The organism is Collinsella sp. (assembly GCF_052346665.1).
Taxonomy (GTDB): domain Bacteria; phylum Actinomycetota; class Coriobacteriia; order Coriobacteriales; family Coriobacteriaceae; genus Collinsella.
The window spans coordinates 1-20798 of sequence record NZ_DAWDUX010000037.1 but is presented as its reverse complement, the minus strand read 5'-3'; the positions used below and the strand labels follow the sequence as shown (position 1 = coordinate 20798).

The following is a 20798-nucleotide window of genomic DNA, read 5'->3' as shown; positions in this document are numbered from 1 at the left end:
GAGGGACAGCTTGCGCTCTCTTGACTTGCGGAAATTCTTGGAGCTGTTGAGCCAGACCTCCCGCTCTCGACCATCAACCACAACGCGCGCGTGGATGAGGCGATATTCCAAGTGATCGATTTCCAAGAGCCGCATCAGACGTGCCGCGACGAGTTCGTTTATGCACTCGTGTCCATCAAACTCGATTCCGTTGTACCGAGGCAGCTTGTAGTAGATGGCACGCGCGCCCTGCCCCGTACGTGCCTTGAGGTACGTCCCCGCCGTTCCCGACGAATTGACGCGCTCGCCCCACTCAAGCGCCGTGAGGTCTTGCTCCTTTTGGACGATGTCATATGAACGCACCGTGCCTCCCCTCCTCACTATACTGCAGGTATATATCTTATATTATATAATCATACACCATGAAGAAAATTCAGGTCACGTACACGAAGTCTCTCAGTGGAATTACTAAGTCAGATTCCACCGAGTGCATACGCGCACAACATGGATCGCTCGATCCAAAGGTGCCCCTTCCCTCGTGCGGTCAGTCCTCGCTTCACCTCAAGCAGCGTTAATTTCCGCAGGTAGCGATAGCGCAAAACAGATTTTGCAGCGCCCCATGCAGGCTCCTGAGTATCATGTACAACAGATTCGATAGCGCACGCGGTGTGATCGCGGGACGCTTCTTCACGACCGGGAGGTGACGATGGACATCAGCAACCAGATCAAGACGCGGCGCGAGGCGATGGGCCTCTCGCAAGAGCAACTTGCCGAGAAACTCTATGTATCGCGTCAGACGATCAGCAACTGGGAGCGGGACAAGACGTATCCGGACGTCCAGAGCCTGCTCATGCTGAGTGTCCTGTTCGACACCTCCATAGACACGCTCGTGAAGGGAGACGTGACCGTTATGGAAGAGGCCGTTGAGAGGGACCGCAAGCGCATGGGAACGCGGATGCTGCGGCTGGCCGTGCTGATGCTCGCGCTGCTCGTATTGCCTTTTGCCCTAATATTCTCACCTGCGTTTGACTGGATGCGGGGGTATTGGGGCGTGGAGATCGCCGCCATAGTAACGCTCATCCCCGCAATAGGCGCCCTTGTTTTGAGTAACACCATAGAGAACATCAAGCAGGAGAACGACTTGGCCACCTATAAGGAGATCCTCGCCTTCATGAACGGCGAGGCGGAGATCGAGCGCGATCCTCGGGCCCTCCCCCGCCGCGGCTGGGCAGCGAAGCATCGTCATGCCTACAACGCGCTGACAATTCTCGCCGGCGGCGTCATCGGCGCGGCAATCGGCTACATCATTTGGGGGTTGCTGAACTAACCAGCCTGCCGGCGGGCCAGGCATCCGTCGATTGCCTATGGCTTCTCCGAAATTACCTATGGGCTCTTGCGGTATCCCCGCGACTCCCCCGAAATGTCTATGGGCCCCTTGCAATTGCCTATGTTGTTCAGCCGATTCAAGGGGCCCAAACGGAAGGAAGTCATGGGCAATCTTCCCGGCGTCGATGCCGGACCTCGATTAGAGCTTGCCCTCACAATGAGGCTCAGCGTCGTCATCGTCAATCACGATCAAGGCGATTCCACTGCCGAGGCTGCCAACGACCCAAGGAAGCCAGAACAAGCCGGAGACACCCTCGGACGCGCCCATGGCGGACGCGGCGAAAAGCCATACCAGCGCCACCATCGTGGCGACAAGCATGATCACCATGCAGGCCTTCTCCTTGCGGGCGGCGGTGCCGCGACGCCTGGGGTTGTTAGCGCGCAGGTACGCCTCGCGACTCTGTTGGTCGAGCTGCGCCAGCTCGTCATCGCTCAGCTCGACGGTCTCGAGCCACTCCTTGTTGTAGTCCGCAAGGTCCGTGCGCCCCCAGAGCATGCCCCAATGGACGATCATCCCGACACCGAACGCGACCAGCACCATCATCAGCGAATTGCCGTATACCTGCACGCTGGACTCAACCTCGAACAAACCTGCCACGGCAACCCCGAGCAGAATCACCGCGATGCCGGCCACGATTGCGATCGAGGCGCGGCGCCGAGCAGTCGCCTTCTCTTCCGCCGTATAGAAATCAGCGACGTAGGGGTGCGCCTTGGCAAATGCGGCGTGATCCATGCCCGCAGGAATGGTAAACGCGAGGCCGGCGGCAACGAACGAGAACGTCGCGAAAAGGACGATACCGTCCGAATGCATGACCTCATCGGTGAAGATGGCGGCCGCCGCACCGAGGATAAAGAGCACGACGCCGATCGCGATTTTGCGCGCGAAGGTGACCATGTGCTCGTCGTAACCACATACATCCGTAGCTGGACCGGCGGGAATAGCACAGACACCGGCGGAGGAACGTGCGCGTGCAGGTCCCGCAGGTTCACCAAGAGATGCATCCCGTGGTGCGACGGTCAACGGACCAGCGGACATATCGCCAACGGCGCCCTCCGTGGCCACACGCACCGGCGAGTAGCCGCCAAGATCATCCCGAGCGGGGACACCGTGGCGGGATACATCACCCTGCACCAAATCGTCCAGCGAGCACTCGAAGATCTGGCACATCTTGATGAGCTTGTCCATCTCCGGATAGGACTTCTCGGCCTCCCATTTGGTGACGGATTGACGGGACACCCCGAGCAACATAGCGAGTTGCTCCTGGGTCATATGGCGCTCTGCGCGAAGGTATTGCAGATTGGTGCGGAAGCTCATGATGGGTCCTCTCGTTGGCTGGGGCGAGAGTCCGAACGGCGCAATCCAACTCAATGCAGCGCCCGAACTCGACATCCAGCGTTTGGCGTTTTTCCTGCCGGCGACTTACACACTACGGTTGCCGCATGGCGAGAACCACCAACTTGGGGCTTCATTTTACGCAACTTGAAGGCACCCTGCGGTTGCAAACCGCAGGTAGATTGGCTAGACGTGAAATGAGGGTTCCCATGGCGAAGTTCACTGCAATGCTGTTCGCAGCTGCTGTGCTCGTTCTATCGATCACGCTACTTGTTCTTGCCGTTTTCTAACGGCCGAGGGGTGAAACTCGCCACTTAAGGGAACAGCCGCCCTGTGCCGGAGCGGCTGTTCGTGCGGGTTTCACCCCACTGCTTCTACTCCAGGAGGGCGTACGCCTCCCAAGTCACTAGTAGTATACCCGCTTTTCGGCGCCCCTGCACGCCACCCGCGGGTTTCTGGGCGGCGCCGGGCTACGCGAGCTCGACGCCGTTTTACAACGCTGCCGTCAAGGCGAGTCAATCAATCTAAATAACGAAGAACCTAGCCCTGATTTCGAGAACTGAGCACAAGGGCAATCGACCATCTTCATATCGGGTTTCAGCAGCTTGTATCCCATGTGAACTCAAACAGCCCTCACCAACGTTACAACCCGTTGCTTGCGGCAACGAGCCATCTGCGTGCAGCATTGCGGTAACGTAGGAGCCAGGCGAGAGAAAGGATCCGCCATGCTGAACGAGAACATCCATGCCCTCAGGAAATCGAAGGGCCTCTCGCAAGAGGAGCTCGCGCCCAAGCTGAACGTGGTGAGGCAGACGGTCTCGAAGTGGGAACGCGGGCTCTCGGTGCCCGATGCTGAGACGCTCGTCGCCATCGGAGGGGTGCTCGACACCCCGGTGAGCACGCTACTGGGTGAGACCGTACGCGCATCCGAGCCCGAGGGCCTGCAAGCGCTCTCCGAAAAACTCGAGGTGCTGAACGACCAGTTCGCACGGGCGCAGGAATCCAAGCGCCGTGCCCTGCACGCCCTTTTCATCGCAATCGCCTCCATCACGGTCCTTCTCCTTATCGCACTGGCGGCAATCGGCGGCTCGTATCTCGAATGGGATTTCTCCAATCCGGAATACGCGGTGGCAGGAACGATGCTCCATGGATTCGAGTGGGTCTTCGCTCGAATGGCACCAATCATACTGGCGGGGTCGATCGCGGGTGCAATTGCGTCCCGCAAATAAGGTCCTTCATCGCTTTCGTGATCGATTTACCATGGGCACCGCCTCGCAATGGGCAGCACATTGAACAATGACCACACAAAAAAGAGGTTTTTCGTATTGTTTTTCCGTTCCGCCAAGTACAGAAGCGCAGTAAGGCACAAAAGCGCAGGAAAAATGAGGTGATTAACATCTTATACTTGACGATTTCCAAAATTAGTACGAAAAACCTCAAGATCATGAATCCGATTAATGAAATCATGCATTTGAAGAGCTTTAAGGGTGAGCTTCGACATGGAAAACCGGATGCAATGCGAATCAGCGCAGAACCGACCACGCCCGCAACAAAGCGTTGCTCGACCATCAAGGTGCATCGCGGGATAATCGCAGGCAAGCGGCGGGATCAAACCCCGCCGCCCACGCCCCGATCAAAGGAGACCCGCCATGATTCTGCTTAAAGACGCCCTGGCCCAAGCCCGACGCGAACGCGGCCTCACCCAAGAAGAACTCGCCGCGCGCCTCTACATCACGCGCCAGGCGGTCAGCCGCTGGGAGACCGGAGCGACCGAGCCCGGCATCGACATGATCAAGCTCATCGCTCGCGAGCTCGACGTCCCCGTGACGCGCCTGCTCGACATGCCCGAGCACTACTGCCAGAGCTGCGGCATGATGTTCACCGAACCCGACCAGCACGGACATGAGGCGGACGGCACCGAAACCGAAGACTTCTGCCGCTGGTGCTACGACAAGGGCGCGTATACCTACGAGACCACCATGGAAGAGATGATCGAGGACTGCGCGCCGCGCATGGCTCAGAACATGGACTGGTCCGTGGACGAGTGCGCGTCGCTCTTGGGGGCGATCTTGCCCAATCTGCGCAGGTGGAAAGCAACGGATAAGTAAGGCACGCGCTAACGCAAGCATCACCTTGAAATCATTTAGGACGAGATGCTTCTTGCAATAGGCAACGACACGGCAATGCCCACCACCGCAGACGCAAGCACGGCGCAAAACACCCAAGTGGTGCCGGCAGGGGATGCAGCGGGGGCAAGCATTCCGCATACAGCGGTGGATACGGCTCCGCCAAACCCCCTAAAGAACATCGCCGTGGATGTTGCCTTGCCAGCGTCGCGAGCGTCCGCCCCCGTCTGCGCCGATAGATTGGAAACCGGCATTCCCACGCCAACGCCCAGGCCAAGCGCCGCCGCGAGCAATGTAACCAGAGGTGCGGTCAGGCTTTGTGCCCTAACAATGAACGCTGCAGCCGCAGTTAAGATCACGAACGAAGATGTCACCGCAAGCGCCCGAAGCCTGCCATTCTTCCTGAACAGGGCACCCGACACATTACTTCCAAGCATGAGGGCGAGCGTCATGGGAATGAGTGCCGCACCCGATGAAGCGGCGGCGATACCCATCGATTCTTGCAAAAGCCTCGGCAGATACGTCACGCCCGCCATGAGCGCAAACTGCACACAAAAGCCCGAGATGAATCCTGCGACAACCCTAGGGCGGCCGAACAGTCCCATGGGAATCACGGGAGCACTCGCAGCAGCCTCAATCCTGTACAGGACAAACGTGAGGATAACAAATACCACTATAAGAGCAGCTGCCTGGGGCGACGCCAAGGGGAACGCGTCACCCGCCAAACTGAACACAGCAACAAGGCTCAATACGCTCAACGATGCTAGCACGCTTCCTGCCGCATCGAATTGCGCCGAGCGGGGCCCATCGCCCCTACCTGGCAGACTGCTTGACGATAGCGCAAACGCAACAATCGCAATCGGAATGTTCACAACGAATATGACATGCCAGGACAGCCCTTGGGCAACGGCCCCTCCAATCACGGGTCCTATTACGCTCGCCACACCGTACATGGCAGACGCCACTCCAAGATAGGGACCCCTATCGCGCGGCGAAAGCATCATGGCAGCGGCTATGAAGACGCCGGCTTCTAGCAAGCCGCCGCCAATTCCCTGAAGCAAGCGAAGCGCAGCTAGCACCTCGATGGTAGGTGCCACGGCACACAGCGCAGACGCTATGGCAAAGAGAGTCAGGCCGAACGCATACGTTCGCTTCAAACCGAAATGAAACGCAAGGCCGCCGCATAGGAGTGTGGACACAGTGCTTGAAGCAAGATATGCAGTCATAGGCCAGGCATAATGCGCCGCCCCACCTAAGGCAGCCGAAATCGTTGGCAGTGCCGTTGCCACCACGGTGGAATCAAGCGCAGCTGTGAACAAAGCGAGCATGAGTCCCGCCATCATCAACCCGCCAACAGATTGATGGACCTCACCGGCACAGGGTTCTTTCATTGTTGTATTCCTCCTTCTCCTCGTCCTCATGAACGAACCATGCGGCAAACCCGCAACGAACAGAAGGAAGGATGGCTATGCACCGATCCGCTTCGAGATGGGCATCCATATCTCGCTACGATATGACGTGGACGAGAAATCGCCTTGCGGATACACCTCGATGCTCACGTCTCCCGATAGCTTGTATCCTGACGAGGGCAACCACTCGGAGTAGATCCTGCGATAGCACTCCGCCGTCGCCGTGTCGCAGGGGCCCGTACAATCGAACACGGCCCAAAGACCGGATGGAACATGCATCTCATCCGCCCATACCGGCGCCTCACGTGACGACGCGACGGCTATCTGGTAGCTTTGGCCATCGTCCTTTGACACGTTGACCCCGAGGATTCCTTGAGGCCCTGACCCATCCGCCAGCGCGACAAGCCGCTCGATAACCCCATCTTGCGAAGCTCTCTCCCAAAGATTGCTCAAGCTTTCTCTGCCCGAAGAGGACATCTGAACCAGCGGGTCACCTTGAGCAGCTCCACAGGATGCGGATACTCCCACAAGGCGCATCCCCTGCTGGGGCACAACCCTCCACGGCAAGGGCTCCGCACCCGTAACGGTAAGGGCGAACGTGCACCGCGGAAAGACGAGAAGAGGGGCGCCGGGGCACCTCGCCTCACTGGGAGACATGCCTAAGACCTCTTGAAATGCTCGATTGAACGCCGTTGGCGAAGAGTAGCCATACCGCAGTGCCACATCGAGCACACGATCGCCCCTTGACAGATCGAGCGCGGCGCACGACAAACGACGTTTGCGCACGTACTCCGCCAGCCCCATCCCCGCAAGATAGGAAAAGATCCTCCGGAACTGCCCTTCGGTACAAGACGCAAAAGACGCCGCACGCGCAATATCGACATCGCCATCAAGATGCCCCTCTATGTAGTCCACAGAGGCATTCAACCCTTCTATCCAGCCCATAGGGTCACCATCCTTCCGAAAACAAGCATGAGGCAATGTGATTTTTCAATCCTCGCATTAATAGAGCAGATTATGCGAGCTCACTCGAGAGTCCGGCTGGGGCGCCACCTTCCGCTCATCCAGGCAGGCCAGCCACGTCCCGCGGACAGAGGCAGGAACTGCTTACTTGCCGCGATGCTTGCGGCGCTTCCTTTCACGCCGGTGTTCCCAGCGCGAACGCGCTTCATCCTGGCGCCGCGCCGCTCGCTCGCTTCGCGATTCGTCCTTCGCGCGCTCCCGCTCGCGAGCGAGCGCAAGTTGCGAAGCTGTCGATGACCCATGCCGGCGCATCGCCTTGGCCACCTCGCGCGCACGACGCTTGGGGTTACCAGGGATCCGCCCGGCACGTGGCCCAACAGGCTCCGTCTCCGCACTCAGGCGCAGGCTCGGCCAACGCTCAAGCACCCACGTATAGACCTCTTCATTCGAAGGCTCGGCGCCAAACACCACGCGCGCAACGCTCAGCATGCCGTCTTCGACATGCTCGACCACGCCCACCCAAAACTGACCGTCATGGTAGACCGTCAGGGTCGATGAGACTTCCCTCTTCCGCATAGCCGCGACCTCCTTCTATGTAGGGCTACGCGAAGAAGGGACAACCAAGGAGGCAGGTTACTGGCAGGCGAGCGCCCGCGGCCCGACTACCCGACGGGCACTGTGTTTTTATCTTCGATGGGTATCAGTATAGCGCCACGAGACTCGCCATTTAAGGGAACAGCCGCCCTGGCAGGAGCGGCTGTTCGTGCGGGTTTTACCCCACTAGGTCAATCCAGGAGGGCGTACGCCTCCCTAGTCGCTACCAGTATACCCGCTTTTCCGGCGCCCCTGCGCGCGCGTCCTGCCGTATTGTCAAACGCCTCCGTCCAAGCTCCGGAGCATATCGGAGATGCTGCGGGCCATTTCATCCGAAGCCTCACGGATGACACCAATCCAACGAGAAGGGCTATCCACACCGACCGATGAGTCGCCGATTGACAAATCGTCGGACACGTCAGAAGAAATCGCCGTCTCCGCTTCGAGTACGTCGCAGGCACTCGTGATCGCCATTAAAGGGGTTTTAAGCTCGTGGGAGGCGGAAAGGACGAACCTCCTCTCGCGCTCGCGAGCCTCCATAACGGGTCGCAGCGCCCGTGTTGTCGCGAAAGCCGCCACCGCCGTTGCACACAACACGATGACCGCCCCGGAGGAGATGCATCGGAGGATGAGCGAGGCAGCATATTCGCCATGGGACGTCACATCGAGAAACGTGTAAACACGCATCTCAGTTGGAGCGGCCTCGACCGCCGCAACGTTTCCATTCGAAACCGTCACGGCACCATTCTGGGCACCGAGGGGCTGCCAAAGGCCGATCCACTTGCGCCCGTCAAAAGAGAAAGGCTGGCTTCCGACCTCATCACGAAGACTCACGAGCTGCGTCACGACGCTTTCAGAGAGGCGATCGACAGCCGCCGCTCCCCCACACTCCACCGCAACTGCCTCGCCCGGCTCGTCCACGGCAACCCGGCACCATGAAATGTCAGGGCCGGTAACGACCAAACCTGACGTTCCATCTGCCTCGCTGCCCGCACCGGCCCGCTCGATGACAAACGGCTGGTTTGAGAACTCCTCAAGCATATGCCTGCGCGCCGTCATATCCGCCCTGATGAGCGGCACCGCGAGTAGCGTCATGCACGCTGCGGTGCACAGAGCGACGAGGATGGCGGAAACCACGACGATGCGTCGGCGGAACACCACGAGGTCCCTAGGCATCTTCATGCTTGGCCTCCAACACGTAGCCGATTCCACGAATGGCGCGAATTGAAACCGGGGCCCCGAGGACGGCGATCTTGGAACGAAGCAGCGAGACCTGCGTCTCGATCCTACCGGCGCTCGTCTCCCCCTCGGCACCCCATGCAACGGCCGAAACCTGCTCCCTATGCACCGGAGTCCCCGCATGGCGCATCAACGCTTCGAGCACCAGGCCCTCCTTAGGCGTAAGAACGCAAGATCCCTCACCATACGTCAACTCGCGGGAATCGGGTGCATAGAGCATGCCGAGCGCCTCAATCACTGTGGACGGATCCGTAATGCCACGACGCCTCAGAACGGCGCGCAGCCGCGCCAGAAGCTCCTCGACATGGAAGGGCTTGGCAAGATAATCGTCCGCGCCAAGGTCCAGGCCGCGCACGCGATCGCGCACGTCGCCGCGGGCCGTGAGTAGAATGACGGGCGTGGCGTCACCACGTGCGCGCAACTCCGATAGAACGGAAAGGCCGTCCTTGCCGGGCAGCATGATATCGAGTACCACGGCATCTACAGGAGCCACGGCAAGACGCGCGAGCGCCGCTTCGCCATCCGGCACCGCCTCCACTTCCCACCCGGCGAGCTCGAGCGCCCGGGAAAGCGGCTCCCGGATGAGCCGTGCATCCTCTACCAGCAAAAGCCTCATATAAGCCCCTCTACAAGGGCGGCGCAGACCACATCGGCCCGCGCCGCCGCAACAGTCCGTAGCGCCTATTCCGCGACGTCGACGAATACCCGCACATCGGGCACGGGCACAACATCGGTGCCGTCCTCGACCCAGCGAACAACATCGAACTCCACGCCTCCATCGGAACGCGGCGTCGCCTCGCCCAAGCCGATCACGATTCCGCGGGTCCCAGGCGCCTCTTCATCGGCAACGGCAAACGCGGGCGAGAGCATCCCGAGAGCCGCAAACACCGCCACAGCCAAACCCGCAGCAGCCAGTGCCAGCTGGCCCATATTCTTCATCTTCACCCTCCAAACATACAGCGTCCATGACGCACGGCTAGGATTGGAGATCTCCATGACCTCATGGTAGAAGGCTAAGCTATAGGATTGCTTTACATCTGGAAATAGGGAATGCAATTGTTGGCGGTGCCAGCGAACAAGCGTGTCATAGTATAGAACAGCTGTTCGTATTTTATGGTACTATAGAGATAGCGACATGGGCGGTGCCCTCCGAGTCCTTGCAGGGGGTTAGGAGGGTTCCCATGGCGAAGTTCACCGCGCTGCTGCTCGCAGCTTCCGTGCTCGTTCTATCGATCGCGCTTCTTTATCTTGCCGTTTTCTAGCGGCCAAGGGGTGAAACTCGCCATATAAGGGAACAGCCGCCCTGTGCCGGAGCGGCTGTTCGTGCGGGTTTTACCCCACTGAATCTGTTCCAGGAGGGCGTACGCCTCCCTAGTCGCTACCAGTATACCCGCTTTTCCGGCGCCCCTGCACGCCACCCGCGGGTTTCTGGGCGGTGCCGGGCTTCGCGAGCCCGGCACCGTTTTCGACAATCGAACCTCGGCATTTCGACAGAACAACTCGGCGCAGCCCCTCCCCGCAAAGAAAACCCACTGCAATCTACTTGCCACACCTTGCCGAATTCAAAACGAAGCGGTTCTCGCCTCGTTGCAATTCGCATCGATGTCACCTACCGTTGAGGAACCTGCATCCGGGCACTCGGCACGGCGATTCCAAGGGGGCGCAATGAACAGGAAAACGGCTCTCATCGCGATAGCGGGCACTCTCGCCGCTCTTGGCATCCTGGTGGCGCTCGTCGGCCCCTCCGGCGGAAACGTGAAATCGGTCGAGCGCATCGCGCAGGCGACCGATCTTTACAGCAAAGACGACATAGACGATGCGTTCAATGCCGTCGAATCGGAATTCGCCTCAGGTTTCAAGGGATGCACGCTTGATGAGCTTCGCTATGACGACGAGGTTGAGTCCGAATTTCTGGACGAAATGCTCGCGCATGGGCAAACGGGCGAAGGGGACCTCATCGTCGTGTTATCCGAATTCACGACCGACTGGCGGGCAGCTGACGAGGGTTTCTCGCCGAACGACCAATACGAAGGCTGGCAATGGATTCTCAGCAGGCCTTCGCGAGACGCCCCATGGAAGGTTGTCGACTGGGGCTATTAATGGCGCCGCGGTAATGCATCGCGCTGCCATCGCCCCGCGCAAACCGAAACACGCCCGCTAGAGCGCGTCCGTGTTCAGGCCGTCAAAGTTAAAGTCCCCTTGATCGGAGTCATAGATGAAGAGTGCCTCGATGCCCAGGTAGTCATCTATCTCCCCCGACATGGATTCCTCGGAGCAGCGGCCCAGGAAATGAAGGTAGACCTGGGCCATGACCTCACCGCCCTCGTCCCGCACGTCGACAGACGCCAGATACCACTCCCCCGTCATCTCCTTCACGCAGGGGAAGATGTCCTCGTCCATCCAGTCATCCGCGCTTAGGTACTCAGCACATTCCCCGATAGCCCTCTCGATCAGGTCCCTTCGGTGGTCGAGATAAAGCCTTTTTAAATCGTTGGATTCGAAATGCGTCTCAGGCTGCAGCCTCCGACCGTAGGTCACGTATTCGTTCCGCGGGTTCGGATGCGGCATGATTATTTCCTTGAATGTGAGCGGATTCCCCATGGCCCATCGCCCTCCTCTGCGGTCGACTCCGTTTTCTTCCGAATCTAGCACAGAAAAGGCCCCTCCACCGTTATCCAGCCGGACGGCGAGGTGGGCGGCGAGGACCTCAGCCGGCCTTCACGGCGTACGTCGCCCAGAAGGTCGGAATGTTCAGGTCGTGCAGACGACCCTCGCCGAATGTGTCCTCGTAGCAGTCGACCAGCTGGAAACCGGCTTGCAACTGGCCTCGAATCTGCTCCTCAAGCGTATGCGAGAACTGGATGCCGTCCTCCACGGGGTCGAGCGCCGCCATGTGGTCGGGATTCTTCAACGGGTTGAACGGCAGGCTGTACACCGCCCGCTCCTCAGCGTCGTCGAACGCGTACCCGAAGCCGTTGTCGAGGCCCGCCAACAGGCGACCACCGGGCTTCAAGATGCGATGGCACTCGCGCCAGAGCGGCTTGACCTCTTCTATGTAGCAGTTCGAGACGGGATGGAAGATGAGGTCGAACTCCCCGTCCGCAAAGGGAAGCGGACGGGACATGTCGCCTCGAACGATCTCGATCTCATACCCCTCGCGCTCGGCGACCATCCGCTCGGATTCCAGCTGACTGGGCGTGTAATCGAACACGGTGCACCGCGCCCCGAGAGCGGCGAAGATGGGCATCTGCTGACCTCCGCCGCAGGCGAGCCCCAGTACGCGCAGGCCGGATAGGTCGCTCGGATACCATGCGGGCGGAACGGGCTTGGTGGGGGTCAGCAGCATGCGCCACTCGCCCTGCTGGGCCTCGAGGTATTCCTCATGGCTCAAGGGGGTACCCCACTCCCAGCCCTGCGCGTTCCACCCGTCGATGGCACGAGCGTTCACGTCGGCGTAGTTTTCTGTGGTTATATCCGTCACAGGCAGGTCCTTTCAATTCGGGACGTCGCATCGATCACGACACATCGACACCCTCCATGTGCAGCAGGCCAAAACGCACGAGCAGCGTCTCGCACACGCGCAGCCAGTAGAGGGCCGCGGCCAGTACGACAACGTACAGGACGATCGAATCCTGCAGAAGCGATCTCGCAATCCATACGAGGATGAGAAGCGGCGACATGAGCAGCGCGAGTGCCATCAGGAAGGCGGCGACCCTCCCCGCCCCGCCCATCGGGGCCCATTCGAACTCCGCCCCACATGAGCACCGCCTCGACATGACGCCGAACTTGACCGGCACCCTCCGCCCGCAGCGGGCGCAGGTCATCTCCCCCATCATCGACGGGCCTTCCGAGCCGAGGCGCCGCGAAGCTCCGCGCAGACGGCCCCCACCAAGCGGGAGAGCGAATCGCCGTCATCTGAATCGACGAGCCTCATCGGCCTCGCGCCCTCGTAGGGGACGGCGGTCGCGCCCAGCGCCGATGCGGACGCAGGGGTCTCCTTGATGAGCAAGCGATCGTCGTAAACACCACCGAACAACGTGCCCTCCGAGTAGAGGAGGTACTCCCCCATCATCTTCCTCGTGGTCAAGCCCTCGACACCCGAGAGAAGGTCGAGGACATAATCGAGATAGCCTTGCGAAGACGCCATGACAGCCTTCTTTCTTCGAATCCGTTAGCCCCGCTCGACGATCGCGCCGTAGCCCGTGTGCGGCAGGCACTCCACAGCCAGTCTGAAGACGGCGTATTCCATCACCCGCTCACCTCCAGCCCTGACAGAACCTCGGCGCGGAGGCGCTCCATGCGGGGCGTGAGCGGCTCAAGTGTAGGATCGCCCGCCAGGCGCGCCGCCTCCTCGGCAGACCCGTGCAGTAGCTCGCACTCGGCGAGATAGAGCTGCCAGTTCGCACGCTGTTGATGGCAATCGGCCAGGGCCATGCGCTCGCGCATGCGCGCGGCGTCGGCGGCGTCCCACTCGGCGGGCGGGCGCACCAGTACGGCGTAATCGGCAACCTGCAGGTCGGCGGAGGCTCGGTTGCGCGAGCCCTCCTTGAAGTTCTTCCGGAACGTCGAGAGCCTCGCCAGCGCATCGCGCGCGCCCTCGAGCTCGCCCACATCGATCCGGCTCAAAAACTCGATCTGCATGGCTCGGAACCACCTGACGTTGTCCTTGCGCTTGAAGGTGACGGACTCGAGGCGGCGCAGGGCGCCGGCGCTATCGAGCTCAAGGTAGTCGCAGTACGCGAGCTCGATGGCGATGGTGTTCGCGGAGCGACCGGAGCGGTCGCGGGCAGAAAGCACATCGAGCACCGCGCGATAGCGGGCGGGGTCGCAATCCTGGGAGACGACCTCTCCGAGCTTGAGGAACAGTGCGCCCATGCGCACGCGCGCGATGAGCACGATGGCGAGCAGGAGGACAAAGCAGACGAGGTAGAGCGCGAAGTGGCCCTCCTCGACAAACCAGATCATCGCAACGAGGTTGGCGAGAATCAGCGCGATGGACTGCGCCTTGATCGCGCGCACCCGCTTGACATACGTGGCAACGGTCTCTTGCGCATCCAAACCCCAGTAGGAGGAGCGCCCGTCACCCGACGGCGAGACGTTGTCGATGCGGTTGGGCTCCGGCGCCGGAGCGGGCGGGGTCGGTAGGTTGCTCATGGCGGTCATCTCCTCGCTATGGGTTTAGGGGATTGTACCCCCTCCGGGATTGCAGGCCACCGCGCCGGCGTTTCAGCTGGCAAGACAAGCGCGGCCGCCACCTTCAATTGGCAGGGCGGGTGGCTCGCCTCACAGCTTCAAATGATCGAACCCCGGATACCCGCGCCGCAGGGCCTTGTTGAACTGCCGCTTGAGGCAGCCCGCCTGCAGATACCACGCCGCATACAGGGCAAGGCCCTCGACGACGAGCATCGCGATGAGGACGGGCACGGAGCTCTTGGTCATCACCAACATGGCATCGAAGGCGGTAAAGAGCGCGAGCACGCCGCCCGTCGCCCTCGTCCGCTCCTCGATTTGGCGCCTCAACTTGCAACGCACGCCCTCGATCTCCATCTCGGAATACGCGGAGGATTCCAAGCCTCTCCTGATTTCATCATCAAGCGTGGCCTTATACAGCGAGAAGAGCATGTGAGCCCCTTTCCAAAACGGTCAGTCGACGAACCAGAGCCAGATGAAGAACACGAGGTACGGGACGCTCGCCAGGTACAGGGCACCCGCGGCGACCACGAACCCGGGCCGGACGCCGGCCCCTCCCCTCACGCGGCGGACCTCCCGCACCGTGAGAGCGACGGCGATCGCCAATCCGCCGACAGCCAGCGCAGTCATGCCGAGCGAGAGCGCCGCCAACCCCATCGCGGCGGCCATGACCGGGGCCATGAGTAGGGCGCACCCGCAGCCCCCGGGGCTGTACAGGCGCGCGGACGAGCGGACCGGACGACGGCACCGTTGACACGCGACGAGAGTCGGCCCCGCCGGACAGCCGCTTTTGAGCGTCGACCGGGCGTGAGGGGACTCCGCCGCAGGAGCCGTTCTCTCAGTCGCGCGCTCCATGGCCGCCCCTACTCGATTCGGTCGCCCGCGGTGGCGGGGCCGTCCACGTCGCGCGCGCCCACGAGGGTGCGGGTCTTGGGGTACCAGCGGACCTCGGCCATGGGCTCGTCGAGGACAAGCGCGACCTCGGGCCAATCGGCGGCGTTCACGCTGAGCCGCGCGTCCACATGGTGGTTCGCCACCGACTCCCCGTCTCTGTAGAGCGAGACCTCGAACGTGGTGGGCGACAGCGCCGCCCCGCGGCCCCTCGGCTTGTTGATCTCGGCCTCGTAGAAAGCGAAGGTCCCCTGCTCCCAGCCGCCGTTGAGGTCGTCGAGTATCTCGCTGCAGGAGAAGGCACCACCGGCGATCGAGATGACGGCGAACACGCCGCAGAACGCCACGATCGCGGCGGACCCGGTGTGCTTGTAGGAGATGGGGTCCTTCTTGCGATGGCGGCGGTAGACGAAGGGGATTGCGCCGAAGGCGACCATGAGCGCGAGCCCGAACACACCCGTGGTGTCGGCCGAGGAGAGCGCGCCCATGGCGAGGATAAACGGCACCACGTAGCAGAGGAACCCGAGCCCTATGCCCTTGATCTCGCGGGCGAGGACGGCTGAGTCGACGTGCCTGCGGTGCATGCGCTGCAGGTAAACCATGGGCGTGAAGCACAGCATGGAGATGCCGAAGAGGATGAACCCGACGCCGGCCGATGCGCGGTTGTACAGCGCCGCCGCCCCGACGCTCGTGGCGAAGCGGCCGTAGACGAGCACGCCGAACGCGGTGAAGAGGAAGACGCAACCGATGATGGCGACGGCTCCCTGCTTGCGGTCCCTCGCGGTGGTGAAACGTCCCATGCTTCCTCGCTCACGTCGATGCGGCCCGGTCCGTCCCCGGGCCGATAATTCAGACGAATCTAGCACAGGGCAAACCGACCCATGGCGGAGGTTCGGTAAAGGGCGCGGAGGGGTCGGCCTGCGCGAAACGGAATCGAGGCAAATGCTCAAGCCAATTATGCCAACTTTCCGGCGCGCTCACGTATTGTTGATAGAGGGAGATATCGCAAACCGGTCCCTCGCACATCGAAACCACCCGAGAAAGCGAGGTGAGGGCATGGGAGCTTGGCTTCTTGAGCTTTTTCGTATTCAAATCGGAAAACGCCAAGTAGCACCAACATAAGATGCGCAGTCACCTGCACTTTTGCCGCACGAGATACCCGCCGTACTTCGCGAGTTCAAAAATGGATACGAAAAAGCTCAACTAAAGGCAATGCACAAGAGATTTGGCAGCTCGAGTCATCTCGAGGCGGTAAGGTGAACTTGGAAAAGGACAAACATGTTCGACTCCAACGAAGGGAGCGCAGATGATTCTCTCGGAACAGATCAAGCTTGGACGCAAACAACTCGGGATGTCGCAAGCCGATCTCGCCGACGCCATCTGGGTGTCAAGAAACACCGTCAGCAACTGGGAACGGGGCGATACCACGCCTGACATTCAAAGCCTCGTGCTGATGGGCGCGCTCTTCGGGCTCTCTCTCGACGAGATGGTGAAGGGCGACGAGCAGGTGATGGCCCAGGCGCTCGAACGCGACAAGAATCACCTCCTCATTGCAGGAGAGACGTTCAACCCTGGAAATCGGCAAGCCGCCGACTGGAACCATACATCCACGCTGGGCCTCTTCGAACTTCGCTCGACGGGCGGGCCCGCACACGGCAAATTCGAGGATGCCGATGTCACCGATTCACACGGGCTTGCGTATCGCCTGGTGCGCATCGCGACGCTATTCAGCAGAAGCCTTTACCACATCTTGGATGAACATGGGTACAAAGTTGGCTCTATCACACGCAGACACGCTCTCCAGCACCCCGTCTTCCAAGTACGCATGGAGGGATTCGACCGAATCCAACTCCGTCGCGAGACCCGCATCGACAACGGCTACAAAGACGTCATACGGTTCGACGGCGGCGGCGTCGGCGTGGAAGGCAACCTCATGGGGGACGAGTTCTCGATAGCACGAAACAACAGCGCAATCGCCCACATCAACGCACGTCGGGCCCTCAACCGGACCGCATATGGCATCGAAATCGTGGACGATGCTTCGGCTCCCCTCGCACTCGGCGTGACGTTCGCGATCTTGATGCTCCGCGACTACGACCGCGTGTGGGTGCGCGGCGCGGGCAAAGCTTCTATCTGAACCTTTGAATGGCCGGGACTTTGCGAATTGCGGTACATTTCCCGGCCATGCGTCCATTTCAACCCAGCTACATCATCTTCCCCTGGCAATGCCCGCGCACAAGCGCGGGCATTACTCTCACGTAAAAATACGCGTTCGATTCAACCATTAGGTAGTTGACGCCTTATACTATGCGCCGTATAGTATCGGTCGAAGGGAGATATCATGGATGCTCAGATGAAGCGCGGCTTCCTCGAGATGTGCGTGCTCGCATCGCTCCAGGAACGGGACTCTTACGGCTACCAGATCGTGAAGGACGTGCCCGACATCCTGGGGCTCACCGAGTCGACACTGTACCCGCTGCTCAAGCGCCTCGAGAAGGCCGAGTGCTTGACCGCCTACTCCGTGGAGCACAACGGCAGGCTGCGCAAGTATTACCGGCTCATGCCCGCAGGCGAGGAGCGCATCGCAGAGTTCCTATCAGAGCAGGCGGACATCATGTCGATCTACGATTTCGTGAAACGAGGCGCACACGCATGACCAAGCAGGAATTCCTCTCCGAGCTCGAGCGGGCGCTGGGTAAGCTGCCGCACGCCGAAGTCGAGCAGGCGCTCGCGTTCTACGACGAGGCCATCAGCGACCGCATGGAGGACGGTCTTTCCGAATCCGAGGCGGTGGCAGACCTGGGCCCAATCGATGAGATCGCGGCGCAGATCGCCGCCGAGACGCCGCCCATACCGCGCGCCATCGCGCGGGCCAACACCGGCAGCCGCACCCTGAACATCGTTTTGCTCGCGGTGTTCTCCCCCATCTGGGTGCCCGTCGTGCTTGCACTCGCGGCTGCGGCGCTTGCCGTGTACGTCGCGATTTGGGCGGTCATCGCTGCGCTGTGGGCCGTCGACGCGGTCCTCGTGCTCATGCCCTTCGCGGGAATCGCCGCGCTCACCTCGACCCTGGGAGGCGGGATGCCGTTGCCCGGCATCTTCGTCCTCGGCCTCTCGCTCGTGTCGAGCGGCTTCGGGCTCATCGCCTCCTTCGCCGTGTTCTGGGCAAGCAAGCTGCTCTTCCAGGCAACGCGAGCTTTCGCGCGCTGGATCGCGAGCCTGTTCGTGCGCGTGAGCGGCGAAGGTGACGGCGACACGCCCAATAGCGCAAAGACCCACGGCGCCCCGAGCATGCCGTCGGCCGCCGAGAGCACCCGCCCCGGCCAAGCCACCCTCCCGGAAGGAGGCGTCCACAATGCGTAAGGCGCCCAAGATCATCCTCATCGCCGCCGCGGCGCTCATCGGGACCGGAACCGTGCTCTCGTGCGGCGCTTGGGCGGCGGCCGGATTCGACACCGCCCGCCTGTCCACCGTGAACTACGACTGGCATCAAACGGTAAGCGCGCTCGAAGACGAAGCGACTTCGCCGCACAAAAGCATCGTCATCACGTCCGAATTCGAGAACGTCCTCCTCGAACCCGCCGACGGCGATGCCATCGAACTCGAGTATTGGACGGGAAACTGCCAGAGTGTCTCCGTTGAAGACACTGACGGTGTGCTCAAGATCGACGTCGACTCGCAGCCCATGGAGGGCGTCATGATCGACCTCTCCCCTGCTGAGGCCGGCGGCGTCGACGACACTACGACCGTAGTGCGCGTGCCAGCCTCGTTCACCGGTGAGATCGAGGTGCACTCCGATTCGGGCGATGTCGTTGCGACTAACGTGCACGGGCTCGCCGGGCTGCGAGCTTCCAACAGCAACGGAGACGTCGTGGCGAAGAATGTCTCCGCCGCCAAGCTCGACGCGATCAACGAGAACGGAGACACCCTGCTCTCCGGCGTCGAAGCCGAGGCGGTCCTCGCGACCAACTTCAACGGTGACATCTCGCTGGGAGGAGCCACGGCACGCAAGGCCCAGGTCGTAAACGAGAACGGTGACATCATGTTGGTGGACACGGCGCTGCAGGATGACCTGCTGTGCGAATCCGTGAACGGGGACATCTCGGCGCAGAGGCTCGACGTCACCGCGAGTCGGATTGAGAGCGTGAACGGGGACATCTGCCTGTCGTACCTGGGGGCAGAAGACTCCTACCACATCGACACCCACACCAACCAGGGCGACATCGTGTCGCCGCAAGGTGCCGACGACGCCGCGCGCACCATTAGCGTCGACAGCAACCTGGGCGACATCCAGATCAACTTCGCCTCGAAATAGGAATCAGCCCTCACCTCAATTTAGGGACAGTCCCTAAATTGAGGTGATCGCGCTCGCCCTCTACGCGCACATGCAGCGATAACAACGGGCCAGCCCTACTCCCTCACATGCTCGATCAGATACTCGCGCATGTAGGGGATCGCAAAGCTGACCATGCCGTATGACGGCGCCTCGATGAGCGCCGCATCTACGAGGCGGCGACGATAGGTGCTCACGGACGTGGGGGCGACCCCCATCTCGCGCGCGATATCGCCAGACGCCACGGGTCCAGACCCACATCGCGCCATGGCCGCAAGGTACTCGAACTGCCTGCCCGAGACGCGCCTGAGCGCCGGTTCGATCACCATGTTGTCGAAGCTCTTGCGCGCCGTCGCGATGCCCTTTTGCGCATCGCAGAGCTCAACCGTATCGGAATCGCGGCGCGATGCGGTTTGCCACGTGTAGTAACCGACAAGCTGGACCATGAAGGGATAACCGGCAGCGGCGGCCGTGAGCAAATCGGACACCCCGGGTGCGACGGACTTGCCCGCGCGTACCATCGTGTCCTCAAACGAATCTCCGACCTCAAAGTCCATAAGGCGCTTGAGCTCAATGTGTTTTGCCCGCTGCAGAAACGTCAGAGCCTCGTCGACCACGACGCCGTCAACAGAAGCGGGAAGCCCCGCGAATGCAAAGGCGACGTTCGCACCCTGGCGCACCAGCAGCCGGATCTCGTTACCCAACTCGCGCATCTCATCGAGCGGCGCATCTTGAATTTCATCGAGCGTGATCAAGAGGCCACCGTTGCGCGAAGCCTCGTACATGGCCTCCCCCAACTGCGTCGCCGACTTGGATATCTCGACGGAACCCAAGCTCACGCCCAGGATAGAAGGGGATATCGACAACGAAGACATTTCGCGATTACGCGAGAGGGCGCCGAGAATACGGTCGCAAAAGCCCGCATTTGCAGCAACATCGACTACATGGAACCCGTGTTCCCGCGCGACATCGCCGAGCGCGTTGAGGAGCACCGTCTTTCCCACGCCACGAACACCAGAAACACGGAGCAGCCTATCGGGGGCGCCCGGGCCGTTTTCGAGCGCTTCGATAAAGTCATCGAGAATCTCATCTCGACCGATGAGCTCAGGCGGATTCATTCCAGCCGTCGGCTTGAACGGGTTGATGCGTGCCACCGTGTATCACCTTCTACGGTCGGAGAAGTTTAACAGGTTGAACAAAGTTTAACAAGTTGAACAAGGTTTAACAAGTTGAACAAAACTCATACCGAGGGCTCGGCGGAAAAAACGCCCGCTCAATCAGCTCACACGCAAATTCTGTCACTCATTGAGAAACCGCACCGGTGCGGTCCTGATCACGCGCAGTACCGGCAATAG

The 20798-nt window shown here is 61.0% G+C and carries 25 protein-coding genes; 8 read left to right on the top strand and 17 right to left on the bottom strand.

Annotated features, from left to right (window positions below; translation table 11 throughout):
* On the bottom strand, window positions 1-342 hold a 342-nt coding region (locus ACT8II_RS07435; RefSeq protein WP_443813562.1), incomplete at its 3' end, for a hypothetical protein.
* A 343-nt stretch (window positions 343-685) separates the two neighbouring features.
* Here ACT8II_RS07435 and ACT8II_RS07430 point away from each other — a divergent pair.
* Window positions 686-1306: a helix-turn-helix domain-containing protein gene (locus ACT8II_RS07430; protein ID WP_304292468.1), complete on the top strand. Its 621-nt coding sequence runs from the start codon at window positions 686-688 to the stop codon at window positions 1304-1306.
* Window positions 1307-1504: 198 nt separating this feature from the next.
* Here ACT8II_RS07430 and ACT8II_RS07425 read toward each other — a convergent pair whose 3' ends face one another.
* Window positions 1505-2680 (bottom strand): helix-turn-helix transcriptional regulator, encoded by a 1176-nt coding sequence (locus tag ACT8II_RS07425; RefSeq protein WP_294159326.1) that lies wholly within the window; start codon window positions 2678-2680, stop codon window positions 1505-1507.
* A gap of 743 nt (window positions 2681-3423) precedes the next feature.
* On the opposite strand from ACT8II_RS07425, the gene ACT8II_RS07420 reads away from it, so the two are divergent.
* Window positions 3424-3927 carry a helix-turn-helix domain-containing protein gene (locus ACT8II_RS07420; protein ID WP_294159328.1) on the top strand — a complete coding sequence of 168 codons (504 nt, stop codon included), beginning with the start codon at window positions 3424-3426 and terminating at the stop codon, window positions 3925-3927.
* Between the two features lie 420 nt (window positions 3928-4347).
* Window positions 4348-4806, top strand: a complete 459-nt coding sequence (locus tag ACT8II_RS07415) for a zinc ribbon domain-containing protein (protein WP_118654187.1) — start codon at window positions 4348-4350, stop codon at window positions 4804-4806.
* A 35-nt stretch (window positions 4807-4841) separates the two neighbouring features.
* On the opposite strand, the gene ACT8II_RS07410 is transcribed toward ACT8II_RS07415, so the two are convergent.
* The 6 genes from ACT8II_RS07410 to ACT8II_RS07385 form a co-directional block, all read right to left on the bottom strand.
* On the bottom strand, window positions 4842-6245 hold the full coding sequence (locus ACT8II_RS07410; RefSeq protein WP_443813559.1) for an MFS transporter: 1404 nt from the start codon (window positions 6243-6245) through the stop codon (window positions 4842-4844).
* Between the two features lie 45 nt (window positions 6246-6290).
* Window positions 6291-7178: an AraC family transcriptional regulator gene (locus tag ACT8II_RS07405; protein WP_443813557.1), complete on the bottom strand. Its 888-nt coding sequence runs from the start codon at window positions 7176-7178 to the stop codon at window positions 6291-6293.
* A 162-nt stretch (window positions 7179-7340) separates the two neighbouring features.
* On the bottom strand, window positions 7341-7772 hold the full coding sequence (locus ACT8II_RS07400; RefSeq protein ID WP_443813556.1) for a YjdF family protein: 432 nt from the start codon (window positions 7770-7772) through the stop codon (window positions 7341-7343).
* 294 nt (window positions 7773-8066) lie between these two features.
* Window positions 8067-8972 carry a histidine kinase dimerization/phospho-acceptor domain-containing protein gene (locus ACT8II_RS07395; RefSeq protein ID WP_443813554.1) on the bottom strand — a complete coding sequence of 302 codons (906 nt, stop codon included), beginning with the start codon at window positions 8970-8972 and terminating at the stop codon, window positions 8067-8069.
* Window positions 8959-9645, bottom strand: coding sequence for a response regulator transcription factor (locus ACT8II_RS07390; RefSeq protein ID WP_443813552.1), 687 nt, complete (start codon window positions 9643-9645; stop codon window positions 8959-8961). Before ACT8II_RS07390 ends, ACT8II_RS07395 begins: the two co-directional genes overlap by 14 nt.
* 65 nt (window positions 9646-9710) lie before the next feature.
* Entirely contained in the window at window positions 9711-9968 is a 258-nt protein-coding gene (locus ACT8II_RS07385) for a hypothetical protein (RefSeq protein WP_443813550.1), read from the bottom strand.
* Window positions 9969-10694: 726 nt separating this feature from the next.
* Here ACT8II_RS07385 and ACT8II_RS07380 point away from each other — a divergent pair.
* On the top strand, window positions 10695-11129 hold the full coding sequence (locus ACT8II_RS07380) for a hypothetical protein (RefSeq protein ID WP_443813548.1): 435 nt from the start codon (window positions 10695-10697) through the stop codon (window positions 11127-11129).
* Between the two features lie 57 nt (window positions 11130-11186).
* On the opposite strand, the gene ACT8II_RS07375 is transcribed toward ACT8II_RS07380, so the two are convergent.
* The 8 genes from ACT8II_RS07375 to ACT8II_RS07340 all read right to left on the bottom strand — a co-directional run bounded on the left by ACT8II_RS07375 (window position 11187) and on the right by ACT8II_RS07340 (window position 15910).
* The gene (locus tag ACT8II_RS07375; protein WP_443813546.1) at window positions 11187-11597 is read right to left on the bottom strand and encodes a hypothetical protein; all 411 of its coding nucleotides are present in this window, start codon (window positions 11595-11597) and stop codon (window positions 11187-11189) included.
* Between the two features lie 139 nt (window positions 11598-11736).
* Complete coding sequence (locus tag ACT8II_RS07370) at window positions 11737-12510, bottom strand: class I SAM-dependent methyltransferase (protein ID WP_443813544.1); 774 nt, start codon at window positions 12508-12510, stop codon at window positions 11737-11739.
* 34 nt (window positions 12511-12544) lie between these two features.
* Window positions 12545-12865, bottom strand: coding sequence for a hypothetical protein (locus ACT8II_RS07365; protein ID WP_443813542.1), 321 nt, complete (start codon window positions 12863-12865; stop codon window positions 12545-12547).
* Window positions 12862-13176, bottom strand: coding sequence for a TfoX/Sxy family protein (locus ACT8II_RS07360; RefSeq protein WP_302741609.1), 315 nt, complete (start codon window positions 13174-13176; stop codon window positions 12862-12864). Before ACT8II_RS07360 ends, ACT8II_RS07365 begins: the two co-directional genes overlap by 4 nt.
* Window positions 13177-13277: 101 nt before the next feature.
* Window positions 13278-14183 (bottom strand): hypothetical protein, encoded by a 906-nt coding sequence (locus ACT8II_RS07355; protein WP_443813540.1) that lies wholly within the window; start codon window positions 14181-14183, stop codon window positions 13278-13280.
* 129 nt (window positions 14184-14312) lie between these two features.
* The gene (locus tag ACT8II_RS07350; protein ID WP_443813538.1) at window positions 14313-14651 is read right to left on the bottom strand and encodes a hypothetical protein; all 339 of its coding nucleotides are present in this window, start codon (window positions 14649-14651) and stop codon (window positions 14313-14315) included.
* Between the two features lie 21 nt (window positions 14652-14672).
* Window positions 14673-14900: a hypothetical protein gene (locus ACT8II_RS07345; RefSeq protein WP_443813536.1), complete on the bottom strand. Its 228-nt coding sequence runs from the start codon at window positions 14898-14900 to the stop codon at window positions 14673-14675.
* Window positions 14901-15082: 182 nt separating this feature from the next.
* Window positions 15083-15910 (bottom strand): hypothetical protein, encoded by an 828-nt coding sequence (locus ACT8II_RS07340; RefSeq protein WP_443813534.1) that lies wholly within the window; start codon window positions 15908-15910, stop codon window positions 15083-15085.
* A 506-nt stretch (window positions 15911-16416) separates the two neighbouring features.
* Between ACT8II_RS07340 and ACT8II_RS07335 the strand changes: the two genes are divergently transcribed.
* From ACT8II_RS07335 to ACT8II_RS07320, 4 genes are all read left to right on the top strand, one after another.
* On the top strand, window positions 16417-17247 hold the full coding sequence (locus ACT8II_RS07335) for a helix-turn-helix domain-containing protein (protein WP_294159362.1): 831 nt from the start codon (window positions 16417-16419) through the stop codon (window positions 17245-17247).
* Window positions 17248-17451: 204 nt separating this feature from the next.
* On the top strand, window positions 17452-17766 hold the full coding sequence (locus ACT8II_RS07330; RefSeq protein ID WP_294123963.1) for a PadR family transcriptional regulator: 315 nt from the start codon (window positions 17452-17454) through the stop codon (window positions 17764-17766).
* Entirely contained in the window at window positions 17763-18473 is a 711-nt protein-coding gene (locus ACT8II_RS07325) for a DUF1700 domain-containing protein (protein WP_294123961.1), read from the top strand. Before ACT8II_RS07330 ends, ACT8II_RS07325 begins: the two co-directional genes overlap by 4 nt.
* Entirely contained in the window at window positions 18466-19425 is a 960-nt protein-coding gene (locus ACT8II_RS07320; protein ID WP_302741619.1) for a DUF4097 family beta strand repeat-containing protein, read from the top strand. Before ACT8II_RS07325 ends, ACT8II_RS07320 begins: the two co-directional genes overlap by 8 nt.
* 95 nt (window positions 19426-19520) lie before the next feature.
* Here ACT8II_RS07320 and ACT8II_RS07315 read toward each other — a convergent pair whose 3' ends face one another.
* Entirely contained in the window at window positions 19521-20597 is a 1077-nt protein-coding gene (locus tag ACT8II_RS07315; protein WP_443813531.1) for an AAA family ATPase, read from the bottom strand.
* Window positions 20598-20798 lie beyond the last annotated feature (201 nt).

Coding starts and splice junctions, on each gene's coding strand:
- ACT8II_RS07430 (WP_304292468.1), top strand. CDS start 686: ATGGACATCAGCAACCAGATCAAGACGCGGCGCGAGGCGATGGGCCTC.
- ACT8II_RS07405 (WP_443813557.1), bottom strand. CDS start 7,178: ATGGGCTGGATAGAAGGGTTGAATGCCTCTGTGGACTACATAGAGGGG.
- ACT8II_RS07365 (WP_443813542.1), bottom strand. CDS start 12,865: ATGATGGGGGAGATGACCTGCGCCCGCTGCGGGCGGAGGGTGCCGGTC.
- ACT8II_RS07425 (WP_294159326.1), bottom strand. CDS start 2,680: ATGAGCTTCCGCACCAATCTGCAATACCTTCGCGCAGAGCGCCATATG.
- ACT8II_RS07360 (WP_302741609.1), bottom strand. CDS start 13,176: ATGGCGTCTTCGCAAGGCTATCTCGATTATGTCCTCGACCTTCTCTCG.
- ACT8II_RS07320 (WP_302741619.1), top strand. CDS start 18,466: ATGCGTAAGGCGCCCAAGATCATCCTCATCGCCGCCGCGGCGCTCATC.
- ACT8II_RS07385 (WP_443813550.1), bottom strand. CDS start 9,968: ATGAAGAATATGGGCCAGCTGGCACTGGCTGCTGCGGGTTTGGCTGTG.
- ACT8II_RS07415 (WP_118654187.1), top strand. CDS start 4,348: ATGATTCTGCTTAAAGACGCCCTGGCCCAAGCCCGACGCGAACGCGGC.
- ACT8II_RS07340 (WP_443813534.1), bottom strand. CDS start 15,910: ATGGGACGTTTCACCACCGCGAGGGACCGCAAGCAGGGAGCCGTCGCC.
- ACT8II_RS07380 (WP_443813548.1), top strand. CDS start 10,695: ATGAACAGGAAAACGGCTCTCATCGCGATAGCGGGCACTCTCGCCGCT.
- ACT8II_RS07355 (WP_443813540.1), bottom strand. CDS start 14,183: ATGAGCAACCTACCGACCCCGCCCGCTCCGGCGCCGGAGCCCAACCGC.
- ACT8II_RS07335 (WP_294159362.1), top strand. CDS start 16,417: ATGATTCTCTCGGAACAGATCAAGCTTGGACGCAAACAACTCGGGATG.
- ACT8II_RS07375 (WP_443813546.1), bottom strand. CDS start 11,597: ATGCCGCATCCGAACCCGCGGAACGAATACGTGACCTACGGTCGGAGG.
- ACT8II_RS07420 (WP_294159328.1), top strand. CDS start 3,424: ATGCTGAACGAGAACATCCATGCCCTCAGGAAATCGAAGGGCCTCTCG.
- ACT8II_RS07410 (WP_443813559.1), bottom strand. CDS start 6,245: ATGAGGACGAGGAGAAGGAGGAATACAACAATGAAAGAACCCTGTGCC.
- ACT8II_RS07330 (WP_294123963.1), top strand. CDS start 17,452: ATGGATGCTCAGATGAAGCGCGGCTTCCTCGAGATGTGCGTGCTCGCA.
- ACT8II_RS07345 (WP_443813536.1), bottom strand. CDS start 14,900: ATGGCCCCGGTCATGGCCGCCGCGATGGGGTTGGCGGCGCTCTCGCTC.
- ACT8II_RS07400 (WP_443813556.1), bottom strand. CDS start 7,772: ATGCGGAAGAGGGAAGTCTCATCGACCCTGACGGTCTACCATGACGGT.
- ACT8II_RS07350 (WP_443813538.1), bottom strand. CDS start 14,651: ATGCTCTTCTCGCTGTATAAGGCCACGCTTGATGATGAAATCAGGAGA.
- ACT8II_RS07395 (WP_443813554.1), bottom strand. CDS start 8,972: ATGAAGATGCCTAGGGACCTCGTGGTGTTCCGCCGACGCATCGTCGTG.
- ACT8II_RS07390 (WP_443813552.1), bottom strand. CDS start 9,645: ATGAGGCTTTTGCTGGTAGAGGATGCACGGCTCATCCGGGAGCCGCTT.
- ACT8II_RS07325 (WP_294123961.1), top strand. CDS start 17,763: ATGACCAAGCAGGAATTCCTCTCCGAGCTCGAGCGGGCGCTGGGTAAG.